Here is an 11189-nt window from a genome sequence, read left to right on the forward strand (position 1 = left end):
GCAGTAGGCAGTAGGCAGTAGGCAGTAGGCAGTAGGCAGTGAGATGACCGGCAAGATCAATTCATACAAGGATCTTATCGTGTGGCAGCACGGGATGGACCTGGCTGTCGCCACCTATTCCTTGACCAAGGCATGGCCAAAAGAGGAATTGTATGGGCTGACCAGCCAAATCCGCCGCTCTGCAAACTCTATTCCTGCAAACATCGCGGAAGGCTATGGCCGAGACAACAGAGGCTCTTATCAGCAATTTCTCAGGATTGCCCAGGGCTCGTTGAAGGAGTTCGAGACACACCTCCAGATCGCCGAACGCATTGGCCTTGCCACGCATGATCAAGCTGATCACTTGCTGACATCGACCGAGGGCATCGGCAAAATGCTTCGCCAGCTTATTTTCAAACTTGCACCCGAATAGACTGCCTACTGCCTACTGCCTAGCCAAATCACGGAGCACCACGATGACCACCATCGCCTTCATCGGCCTCGGAAACATGGGCAATCCAATGGCTGCCAACCTAGTCAAGGCGGGGCATGCCGTGCACGGCTTCGACCTGGTGCCGGAAAACCTTACCGTCGCGCGCGAGCATGGCGTCCTCATCATGGCCAACGCACCGGCCGCTGTGAAGGATGCCGACGTGGTGATCACCATGCTGCCGGCCGGCAAGCACGTGCTGTCGGTCTATGAAGACATCGCGCCCAAGGCGAAAAAGGCCGCGTTGTTCATCGATTCCTCGACCATCGACGTCGAATCAGCGCGCAAGGCGCATGCCATAGCCGCCAAACACGGCCTGCTGTCCATCGATGCTCCGGTCTCGGGGGGCACAGGCGGTGCTGCGGCCGGCACGCTGACTTTCATGGCCGGAGGCGCCAGCAAAGCTTTCGCTGCCGCCGAGCCGGTCCTGAAGCCGATGGCCGGCCGTATCGTCCATTGCGGCGACGACGGCGCCGGACAGGCGGCCAAGATCTGCAACAACATGATCCTCGGCATCTCGATGATCGGCGTCGCCGAGGCCTTCGTTCTGGCGGAAAAGCTCGGCCTCTCGCATCAAGCACTGTTCGACGTCGCCTCGACGTCCTCCGGTCAGTGCTGGTCCTTGACCACCTATTGCCCGGTGCCCGGCCCGGTGCCGACTTCGCCCGCCAACAGGGACTACAACCCAGGATTTGCAGCGGCACTGATGCTGAAAGACCTGAAATTGTCCCAGGAAGCCGCGCAAAGCGCGGGCGCGGTGACACCACTTGGCGCCGAAGCAGCCCAGCTCTATGCCTTGTTCAACGCCCAGGGACATGGCGGCGCCGATTTCTCCGGCATAATTAATTTTCTGCGCGGCAACCCAGCGTAACCAACGGATTTGGCGGGCTTTTTCCGATTTCCTCGCGCGGAAAAAATGCAAATTTAGATTTGCTTAAGCTCTCGATAACCCCCCGGTAACGATGTCCCTTTAAAACGGATTGCGAGGCGGACATATCGCATCCGCCCGGCGCTCCGGATCAGGTCTCGCGTACCGGAGCCCGTAAGTTTCGACAAGTGCCGTAGGTTTCGCAAAGTGTTTGAGTAGCGAAGCGCCATGCGTATCTGGCAAAGCCGCGTTCCCGATGGAGCGCGGTTTTTGCGTTTCCGCCGGTTCATCTGCCCAGTCCGGTTTATATTCCGATTGCCGCATTCGGGATCGGGACATGATCTTCGTTGATCAGCACGATCGGCGCATCGGCTCCCTCGAGCCTGACGACCAGCAGGCGCAGACCCCACGTGCCGGCAGTGCGGACAGCGGTTGAGTAGGCAGTGCCCTTGCCCTTGGCGCCGTGGACCGGAATGCTGAACTGGGCGTCGCCAGCGCCATTCGCATTGACATTGAGATGACCGCCGACCCAGAAACTGTCGGTCACATCATCGCCAAGGGCGGCCTTGACGCGGTCGTCGGCGCGAAGCCTGTCCATGGTCATGTGATAGGCATCGCTGCCTTTCAGGACGTAGGGGATGCTGCCGACCATCGTCGCACAGCCGCCGATCCCGACCACCCACACGGCAAGGCCGGCGATTGCCCAGTTGCGTTGCGTCTTGCGAAACTGCTCCGCGTCGCGCCATGCGCGATTCCGCCAGGCCCAGCGACTGCCGCGCGCGCCCAGCACGATGATCATGATGATGTTGACCAACGGGATCAGCGCCAGCAGCGCGATGAAGGTGCTGTTGCCGATGCCCCAGATCCAGTTGAGGAAGAAGGCGCCCCAGTTCCAGCGGTCGAGTTCGGCTGGAATTTCAGCCGGCTGGTTGAGCGGTTGTCCGGCCATCGTGTCCCCCATCGGCAACTGTACCGACTGGTTCTAGCGCATGCACTCCTCGATGCGCAAAATCAAAGTTCCGCAACCTCGGTCAGGTGTTGTTGGACAGTCGGCGAAAATTCGCCTTCACGGCACGGCTTGCCGGCTTCAGCGCAGCGCTGATCGAGCGTTCCGCCGCAACACCGTTGAACAGGGACGGCGTGCGACCGGAAAAGACCTCGGGCCAGAACCGCGATGCCGACTGCAGGAAAGACATTTGCGCCGCAAGCGCGCCTTCGGCCATGGCAACGGTCTTCTCGTTCACCGCACGCGCCGTCTCCGTGCCCCATGGCTGGCGGCTCCCGGCGTCCATGGCCATCAACGGCAGACGCATCATCGCCACCAGCGGTGCCAGCATCAGGTCACCGCCGATGCTGGCCGCTTCTTGCGTCCGTCGGCCCTTGCTGGTCTTTCCCATGGAAACAAAATCCCTTGTCGCGGCCGAATCAGCCGCTGCCCCACACACTACGCGCTGGGGATGGAATTCATTCCCCGTCGCTTGATCATGTTGTCGAGGCCGGGCGCTCCTGCCGAGGAACGCCCGGTTAGGGGTCGAGCCCTACCGCTTGCGCAGATCGGCTTGCGCCAGATCTAGCGCCTTCGAGATGCGGTCGCAGACCATGTCGATCGTATCACGGGTCCAGATCAGCGGCGGCGACAGGATCATCGTGTCGCCGGTGGCGCGCAGCATCATGCCGTGCGCGATGGCGTGGTCGCGCACGGTCACCGCCGCGCTTCCAGCCGGAAGGAACCGCTCCTTGGTCGCCTTGTCCTTGACGATCTCGATCGCACCCATCAGACCGATCGAACGCACCTCGCCGACCAGATCGTGCCCGGCAATGCGCTCCTGCAACGCCTTTGCGAAATAAGGGCCGGTATCGTTCCGGACGCGATCGACCAGTCCTTCCCGCTCGATGATCTCGAGGTTCTTCAGCGCCACGGCACAGGCCACCGGGTGGCCTGAATAGGTGTAGCCGTGATTGAACTCGCCGCCCTTCTCGACCAGCGTCGAGGCGATGCGGTCGCCGACCAGCAATGCCGACAGCGGCTGATAGCCCGAGGTCAGCGCCTTGGCCGTGGTGATCGTGTCCGGCTCGATGCCGAGCGTCTGCGCGGCGAACCACTCGCCAGTGCGGCCATAGCCGGTGATGACCTCGTCCAGCATCAGCAGGACATCGTATTTGCGGCAGATGCGCTGCACCTCCGGCCAGTAGCTGAGCGGCGGTATTTTCACACCGCCTGCTCCCATGACAGGCTCGCCGATGAAGGCGGCAACCTTGTCGGCGCCGGCTTCAAGGATCGCATCCTCGACGGCCTTGGCCGCACGCAGGCCGAAATCATGATCGCTCTCGCCAGGCAACGCCAGCTCATAGGCATAGGGCATCATCACATGGACGATGTTGGGCACCGCGCCGCCGAGCTGCTTGTGCATGCCATCCATGCCGCCGAGCGACGTGCCGGCAACGGTCGAGCCGTGGTAAGCCATCTTGCGCGAGATGATGCGGTTCTTCTGCGGCTTGCCTTCAAGCACCCAGTAGTGGCGCACGAGACGCAGCGCCGTGTCGTTGGCTTCCGAGCCGGAGGAGCCGTAGAACACCTGGCTGACGTTCTTCGGTGCGATTTCCGCCAGCTTCTTGGACAGCAGCACCGGTGTCGGCGTCGAGCATTTGAAGAAGGAGTTGTAGTAGGGCAGCTCCTTCATCTGCGCATAGGCGGCCTCGGCCAGTTCGTCGCGCCCATAGCCGACGTTGACGCACCACAGCCCGGCCATGCCGTCGAGGATTTCCGTGCCTTCGGAATCGTAGATGAACGGCCCGTTGGCGTGGGTGATGATGCGCGAGCCGGCCTCGCGCAGTTCCTTGTGGTCGGTGAATGGATGGAGATGATGCGCGGCATCGATCTGCTGAAGCTGCTTCAGCGAATAATTCTGATAGGTCATGGATGTGATCTTTCCTCTGGATTCTATCCGGCCCAAGCCGGGGCGAATGCGTCAGAGGCAGACAGGTGGCGAATAACCGATGCGGGCACACAGCCGCAAAAGCTCCGCGCGCAGCGTGCGCGGTGACGGTGTCACCGCGACCCGCAATGCACGAAGACCAAATGCGCCAGCCAATGTCCCTTCGAGAGCCATGGCCGGCACCTTAGAGCAAAGGATGGTCGAGGTGAACTACCCTTTGCGTCAGTAACGCTAAGCTCCCGGTTATGCCGTCCCGGCCAGTGCTCTTTGCAGGAAGACATATTTCATCGCGGTCTGCGCCGCCTGCGGCCGGCGGTCGCCGCGACCGCCATGCCCGCCTTCTGTCTCCTCGAAGAACATCGTCTTGGCATGACCGGCTTCCTGCAGACGGGCGGCCATCTTGCGCGCATGCCCGGGATGGACCCGGTCATCCGCGGTCGAGGTGGTCAGCAATACCGGCGGATAGGCAGCACCGGCATCGACATGCTGATAGGGCGAATAGGCGGAAAGCCACTTCGCGTCTTCCGGTTTCGACGGGTCGCCATATTCGGCCATCCAGGAAGCACCGGGCGGCAGTTCGGTGTAGCGCAGCATGTCGAGCAGCGGCACCTCGATGATGACGGCGCCGAAAAGCTCGGGGCGCTGCGTCAAGGAAACGCCGGTCAGCAAGCCGCCATTCGAGCCGCCCTGGATGCCGAGCGAGGCTGCTGTCGCAATCCCGCGTCTAACGACGTCCTGCGCAACCGCTGCGAAATCGTCGAAGCCATTCTGGCGATTGCCCTTGAGCGCTGCCTGATGCCAGGCCGGGCCGAACTCGCCGCCGCCGCGGATGCAGGCCTGCACGTAGGCATTGCCCTTCTCCAGCCACAGTCTGCCGCGCACGCCGGCATAGCCGGGCAGCAGCGGCACTTCGAAGCCGCCATAGCCATAGAGCAGCGTCGGCACCGGGCCCTTCTGGTCTCGTCGCCTGACGACGAAATAAGGGATCATCGTGCCGTCCTTCGAGCGCGCCTCGAACTGTTCCGAGATCAGCGGCGACGCATCGAAACGCGCCGGCTGCGATTTCACGGTGTCCAGCGTCTCGCCATTGTCGTCCGACCAGATGATCGAGCTCGGCGTCAGGAAATCAGTGAAGGAGAAGGACACACTCGACCCGAACTGCTCGGCATGGCTGATGCCGACATTGCCGTTTTCGGGCAGCGCCACCGGCTTCAGCGCCCAGCGGCTATCGACCCGCTCGCAGACGACGACCTTGCCGCGCACATTGTCCATCAGGCTGATGAACAGCCGGTCCTGCGTGCGGGCGATGCCGGCGATGGAAACGCGATACGTCGGCTCGAACAATGTCTCCACCGGGCCGAGCGTGCCGGTATCGACCCAATGCGCCAGATCCAGCGAGTAGAGGCCGTCAGGCTTGCACACTGTGCCGTCGGGCGCCGTCCACGGGCTACGCACACCGAAGACGAGCTGATCCCTGAAGATCGCGGTGTCGGTCATGTCGTCTGGCAGCGGCAGCTGTTTGTTTTCGCCGGACTGCAGCCGCAGGAAGATGTGCGAAGCGAAGAAATTCAGCGTCCGGGCCAGGATCAAATAGCGCCTGTCGCCGTCGAACTCGACAGCTGCGCCAACGGCGAGATCCTCTTTCTGCGCCTCGAAGATCGGTGTCGCGTCTTCCAGCTTGGTGCCGCGCTTCCAGAGTTTGACCACGCGCGGATACCCCGATTCGGTCTTGTCGGCCTCCTCGAACGCCGCCGAAACGATGACCGTGTCCTTGTCCAGCCAGCTGAAACCCGACTTGGATGCGGGCGCGCGAAACCCATCTTCTACGAAGGATTTCGTTTCGATGTCGAATTCACGCATCTCGCTGGCGTCACCGCCATCGGGCGACATACTCACCAGACAGCGATTGAAGTCCGGATAGAGCCGGCTTGCGCCGCCGAAAACCCATTTGATCCCCTCCTTCGCCGCAAGCTGGTCGAAGTCGATGATCGTTTCCCAGTCGGGTTTTTCGGTTTTGTAGGAAGCAACCGTCGTGCGGCGCCAGAGGCCGAGCACATTGGTCTTGTCCTGCCAGAAATTGTAGACATGACCTTTGAGTGCTGCGCCGACTGCGATGTTGTCTTCGGCCGTCATCAGGTCGAGCGCGGTCTGGAACGAAGCCTGATAGGACGGATCCCCCTGTAATTCGCCAACCGTGACCTCGTTCTGGCGATGCACCCAGTCGAGCGACTGCTTGGCTGTCCTGTCTTCCAGCCAGAGAAAGGGATCGTTCATCTCGGTGGCGGATCTTGGTTTTTGGATAGGCTTGGTCATGAGGTCTCCGATAAACGCGTCGCTTTTGGCACTGCCAACATCGATATGCTGTGTCCGATATTCAATATGTTCAGCGCACGATTGAGGCTTTCCGCCGACCAGCCAGGCTCGCGATGGCCAACGCCAGGCACATCAGGCCAAGCGTGATCGGCAGCCCGCCGGCGCCCAGAATATCCATGACACCGCCCGCAAGCGGCGGCACGGCGATGCCACCGACGCCCCACATCAAGGAGAAGGCGGCATTGCCGGCGACCAGTGTGGAACCGGTGAAGCGTTCGCCGAGCTCGATGATCGACATCGTATAGATGCCGTAGGAAACCGCACCCCAGACGAAGATCATCGGCCAGATCAGCGGCGTCTCGATGAGCAGCGGCAGAAGCACGCAACCGAGCACCGTCAAGGAAACACAGGCAAGCCGCACCAGGCGCGCGGAAAGCCTTTCCGCCAGCAGTCCGAGCGGCACCTGCATGGCGATGTTGCCGGCGATCATCACCGACAGCAGCGCAGACATGCGGGTCTCGGCGATGCCGTGATGGGTGCCGTAGACCGGCAGCAAGGCCAGCGCGCCCTGTTCGAAGCCGGCAGCCACGATGACGGCAAACAAAAGCAGCCAGGCCAGCGGCACGAAGCCAAGCACCGAAACCTGATGCCCGGCCTCGTCGACCTTGGGCAAGCGCGGCAGCACCGAGGCCAGACAGATGCCGCACAGCACGAAGCCAAAAATGCCGACGAGGAATGGCGGCCAGCCCTCCGTGCCGACGGCAAGCAGGCAAAGCGGCCCGGCCGCGAAACCGGCCGAGATGATCGTCGAGTAAACGCCCATGACGCGACCGCGTCGCGCCGGCGGCGCCAGAGCGATCACCCAGATCTCGCTCAGCACGTAAAGCGGATTGGTGACGACGCCGATCAGGAAGCGCAGTGGAAACCAGAGATAGGCATTCTGCGTCCAGCCGATAAGCGCCAGCACAACCGCCGAAAGCGCGGCACAAATGAGCGCCGTGCGCCCTGCCCCGAACCGCCGCGCCAGCGACGGGATCAATGGCGACGACACGATGAAGCCGATCGGCGTCATTGCCGCCGACAGGCCGATCATCGCCGGCGAAACGCCCTGACGCTGCAAGATAAAGCTCAACAGCGGATAGGACAGTCCCTGGGCGATAGCAAATACCGAGACCGTGGCGATCACACCGGTGATCGCCGCCCACTGCATCGTCTCGTTGCCGGTTTTCGTCAGGTCCATCATCACACCTAATCAAGGGCCTCAGGACTAGCTTCTCTGTCCGGTGGGAGTAAGCCCTTCTCAGGGAAAAACCGCTTGCTCCAGCCAAACCCTGTCAGGAGTTTCGGCGCTTGAAGGATCGGTAGAGCACAAAGGCCACCAGCGCCGCATCGAGGCCGCCGATCACCACGGGCAAGCCCAGCGGACCGATGGCCTGCATCAGCGCGCCGGCGCCGGGCGGTCCGACGATACCGCCAGCGCCCCACATCAGCGCGAAAGCTGCGTTGCCGGCGACAAGCGCCGTCCCTTTGAACCGGGTGCCGAGTTCGACTAGCGCCATGGTATAAACGCCATAGCCGACCGCACCCATGACGAGAAGAACGAGCCAGATCGCCGGCGTGGTGATCAGCACCGGCAGCAAAACCGCACAGGCTGCCGTCGCCACTGCGCAGAAGATGATCATCGCCCGGCCGCCGAAACGTTCCGCAAGCAGGCCAAGTGGAATTTGCAGAAAGATGTTGCCCAGCGACAGCGCCATCACCAGGGCCGCCAGTACCCTTTCAGGCAAGCCATAGGCGGAGCCGAAGACCGGCATCAATGCGTAAGTGCACAGCTGCACCGCTGCCGAAACCAGCACGGCAAACAGCAGCGCCGGCGCCAGTCTGGCGAAACCGAAAAAGCCGCCGGACGATTGGCCGTCGTCCTCGAAGCCGGCGAGGCTTGACGAAACAGCGCGCAGGATCGCCGCGCAGAGTGCGAAGCCGGCGATGCCGACAAGAAAGGGAATCCAGCCCGCTGTGCCGACTGCCGTCAGCACCAACGGTCCGGCCGAATAGCCGGCGCCGAGTACGGTGTTGAACGCTCCCATCACCCGGCCACGCCGCGACGGCGGCGCCAGCGACAGCGCCCACACCTCGCCGAGGATGTAGAGCGGGTTGATGACCACGCCGATGATGAAGCGGATGACGAACCAGGCCACCCAGTCCTGCAGATAGCCGATGCCCAGGAAGCAGAGCGCACCGATCAGCGAGCAGCCGACCGCCAGGTTGCGCGCGCCGACCAGCCGCACCGCAGCCGGCACGAACGAAGCCGACAGGATCAGGCCGAGCGGCATCATCGCCGCCGACAGGCCGATCAGCGCCGGCGACATGCCTTGCTTCTGCATCAGAAGCGTGAACAGCGGCGAACTCAACCCTTGCGCCGCGCCGAACATGGCAAGTGCCGCGGTGACGCCGGCAAGCGCTGCCCACTGCGTTCCCGCTTCGCCTTCGCTCGAGCCGGTCGCGACCATGCCGTCATCCGTGTGAAATGTGCTGGCCATCCGGCCGGCAAGCCCGACTAGCTACTGGTTCGATCCGGGGAAAGGAAGGGCCGGCCGGCGAAATCCGTTTGCGCCAACGGCAACGCAATCGGGGCGATGTCGCGGCCACGCAACTGCCGATCCGACATGTCGCTTCCCTCGCCCTAGTGGTCGCCGCCTCCGCAATGGCCGGACAGCCGCCGGTCCATTATGCCGCCCGCTATCGCATCGTACGAGGACCATCATGACCGCCGCCCTACAACCAGCAGAACCGGCATTGGCCACCGATCGCGCCCGTCGCGGCGGCCGCGCCGGAAAGCGCGCCGGCGGCTCGACCGCGTTCGAGCAGCCGGCTTTCCGCCAGCTGAAAAATCCGCTGACTCCAACCAGGCTGGTTTCCGACGACGAGCTGGAATCGATCCACCTCGCCTCCCTGCGCGTGCTCAGGGAAATCGGCGTCGACGTGCTGCATGACGAAGCCCGCCGCATCATGAAGGCGCATGGCGCCGACGTGCGCGACGGCAGCGAGCGGGTGCGCTTCGACAGCGACATGATCCTCGAACTGGTGTCGCACTGCCCGTCGGAGTTCACCATCCATGCCCGCAATCCCGCGCACAATGTGCGCTTTGGCGGCAACAATGTGATCATCTCGATGATGGCGTCGGCGCCCAATTGCTCCGATATCGATCGTGGCCGCCGGCCCGGCAACCAGCAGGATTATCGCAACTTCCTAAAACTCGCGCAGATGCATAACATCCTGAACTGCACGGGTGGCTATCCGGTCGAGCCGACTGATATCCATCCGTCCGTGCGCCACCTCGAATGCATCCGCGATCTCAGCGTGCTCACCGACAAGGTGTTCCACATCTATTCGCTCGGCAAGGAGCGCAATGTGGACGGCATCGAGATCGCCAGGATCGCGCGCGGCATTAGCCACGAACAGCTGCTCGAAGAGCCGTCCGTCTTCACCATCATCAACACCAATTCGCCGCTCAAGCTCGATGTGCCGATGATGGAAGGCATCATCCAGATGTCGAGCAAGGGCCAGGTCGTCGTCGTGACGCCATTCACCCTGTCGGGTGCCATGGCGCCGGTCACCATCGCCGGCGCGCTGGTGCAGCAAAACGCCGAGGCACTGTCCGGCATCGCCTTCGCGCAGATGGTGCGCAAGGGCGCGCCGGTCGGCTATGGCGGCTTCACCTCCAATGTCGACATGAAGTCCGGTTCACCGGCCTTCGGCACGCCGGAATACATGAAGGCGCAGCTCGTCGGCGGCCAGCTTGCCCGCCGCTACAACATCCCCTACCGCACCTCCAACACCTGCGCCGCCAACACGGTCGACGCCCAGGCGGCTTATGAAAGCGTGTTCTCGCTGTGGGGTGCCATCCAGGGCGGCGGCAATCTGATGATGCATGCCGCCGGCTGGCTCGAAGGCGGCTTGCGCTGCTCTTACGAGAAGACGATTCTCGACATCGACCTGCTGCAGATGGTGGCGGAATTCCTGACCCCGCTCGACCTTTCCGACGAGGCGCTTGGCTTCGACGCGATCCAGTCGGTCGGTCCCGGCGGCCATTTCTTCGGCACCCAGCACACGCAGGACCGCTACAAGACCGCCTTCTACTCGCCGATCCTGTCCGACTGGCGCAATTACGAGACCTGGGCGGAAGCCGGCTCGCCGACGGCGCTCGAAAAGGCCAACAAAGTCTGGAAAGAACGACTTGCGTCCTACGAAGAGCCCTACATGGACCCGGCCGTCCGCGAGGAACTCAACGCCTTCGTCGCCAAGCGCCGGTCCGAGGGCGGCGCGCCGACCGATTTTTGATCGTCTGTGTTGTTGATGAACAGTCGACCCCACTCCGTCGAGCTTCGCTCGATACTTCTCCCCCGATCGACGGGGAAGAGGAAAGGCGCGAGCCTATACAGGCTGGCTCCCTTCCTCTCCCTCCGGAGGGGGGAGAGGTGGCGCCGCGAAGCGGCGACGGAGTGGGGGAAGGCGTTAGCGAAACGCGCAGCCGCAAAACAGGCACAACCGGGCGAGCAGGAAAGCTCAGGCATGCGGCATTCAGGCGGAAGCATTGCTTCGA

General features: G+C 62.8%; 9 protein-coding genes. 3 read left to right on the top strand and 6 right to left on the bottom strand.

What is annotated here, in order from left to right:
• Positions 1-43 precede the first annotated feature (43 nt).
• Both NKJ06_RS32120 and mmsB read left to right on the top strand, forming a co-directional pair.
• Positions 44-412 carry a four helix bundle protein gene (locus NKJ06_RS32120; protein WP_352633104.1) on the top strand — a complete coding sequence of 123 codons (369 nt, stop codon included), beginning with the start codon at positions 44-46 and terminating at the stop codon, positions 410-412.
• A 43-nt stretch (positions 413-455) separates the two neighbouring features.
• A complete protein-coding gene (mmsB, locus tag NKJ06_RS32125; RefSeq protein ID WP_352633103.1) occupies positions 456-1340 on the top strand; it encodes a 3-hydroxyisobutyrate dehydrogenase in 885 nt (294 codons plus the stop codon).
• A 301-nt stretch (positions 1341-1641) separates the two neighbouring features.
• On the opposite strand, the gene NKJ06_RS32130 is transcribed toward mmsB, so the two are convergent.
• The 6 genes from NKJ06_RS32130 to NKJ06_RS32155 all read right to left on the bottom strand — a co-directional run bounded on the left by NKJ06_RS32130 (position 1642) and on the right by NKJ06_RS32155 (position 9096).
• On the bottom strand, positions 1642-2286 hold the full coding sequence (locus NKJ06_RS32130; protein ID WP_352633102.1) for a cytochrome c oxidase assembly factor Coa1 family protein: 645 nt from the start codon (positions 2284-2286) through the stop codon (positions 1642-1644).
• A gap of 82 nt (positions 2287-2368) precedes the next feature.
• Entirely contained in the window at positions 2369-2734 is a 366-nt protein-coding gene (locus tag NKJ06_RS32135; protein WP_352633101.1) for a hypothetical protein, read from the bottom strand.
• A 141-nt stretch (positions 2735-2875) separates the two neighbouring features.
• Complete coding sequence (locus NKJ06_RS32140; RefSeq protein WP_352633100.1) at positions 2876-4255, bottom strand: aspartate aminotransferase family protein; 1380 nt, start codon at positions 4253-4255, stop codon at positions 2876-2878.
• Positions 4256-4516: 261 nt separating this feature from the next.
• Positions 4517-6586: a prolyl oligopeptidase family serine peptidase gene (locus NKJ06_RS32145; protein ID WP_352633099.1), complete on the bottom strand. Its 2070-nt coding sequence runs from the start codon at positions 6584-6586 to the stop codon at positions 4517-4519.
• Positions 6587-6656: 70 nt separating this feature from the next.
• Complete coding sequence (locus tag NKJ06_RS32150) at positions 6657-7826, bottom strand: MFS transporter (RefSeq protein ID WP_352633098.1); 1170 nt, start codon at positions 7824-7826, stop codon at positions 6657-6659.
• Between the two features lie 94 nt (positions 7827-7920).
• Positions 7921-9096, bottom strand: a complete 1176-nt coding sequence (locus NKJ06_RS32155; protein WP_352633097.1) for an MFS transporter — start codon at positions 9094-9096, stop codon at positions 7921-7923.
• A 253-nt stretch (positions 9097-9349) separates the two neighbouring features.
• On the opposite strand from NKJ06_RS32155, the gene NKJ06_RS32160 reads away from it, so the two are divergent.
• A complete protein-coding gene (locus NKJ06_RS32160) occupies positions 9350-10927 on the top strand; it encodes a trimethylamine methyltransferase family protein (protein ID WP_352633096.1) in 1578 nt (525 codons plus the stop codon).
• Positions 10928-11189: the final 262 nt, after the last annotated feature.

It is taken from the genome of Mesorhizobium sp. M0293, assembly GCF_040321735.1.
Taxonomy (GTDB): Bacteria; Pseudomonadota; Alphaproteobacteria; order Rhizobiales; family Rhizobiaceae; genus Mesorhizobium.

Bases quoted from the DNA above. Each gene is read 5' to 3' on its own strand.
- NKJ06_RS32135 (WP_352633101.1), bottom strand. From the start codon at position 2,734: ATGGGAAAGACCAGCAAGGGCCGACGGACGCAAGAAGCGGCCAGCATC.
- NKJ06_RS32155 (WP_352633097.1), bottom strand. From the start codon at position 9,096: ATGGTCGCGACCGGCTCGAGCGAAGGCGAAGCGGGAACGCAGTGGGCA.
- NKJ06_RS32150 (WP_352633098.1), bottom strand. From the start codon at position 7,826: ATGGACCTGACGAAAACCGGCAACGAGACGATGCAGTGGGCGGCGATC.
- mmsB (WP_352633103.1), top strand. From the start codon at position 456: ATGACCACCATCGCCTTCATCGGCCTCGGAAACATGGGCAATCCAATG.
- NKJ06_RS32160 (WP_352633096.1), top strand. From the start codon at position 9,350: ATGACCGCCGCCCTACAACCAGCAGAACCGGCATTGGCCACCGATCGC.
- NKJ06_RS32145 (WP_352633099.1), bottom strand. From the start codon at position 6,586: ATGACCAAGCCTATCCAAAAACCAAGATCCGCCACCGAGATGAACGAT.
- NKJ06_RS32130 (WP_352633102.1), bottom strand. From the start codon at position 2,286: ATGGCCGGACAACCGCTCAACCAGCCGGCTGAAATTCCAGCCGAACTC.
- NKJ06_RS32140 (WP_352633100.1), bottom strand. From the start codon at position 4,255: ATGACCTATCAGAATTATTCGCTGAAGCAGCTTCAGCAGATCGATGCC.
- NKJ06_RS32120 (WP_352633104.1), top strand. From the start codon at position 44: ATGACCGGCAAGATCAATTCATACAAGGATCTTATCGTGTGGCAGCAC.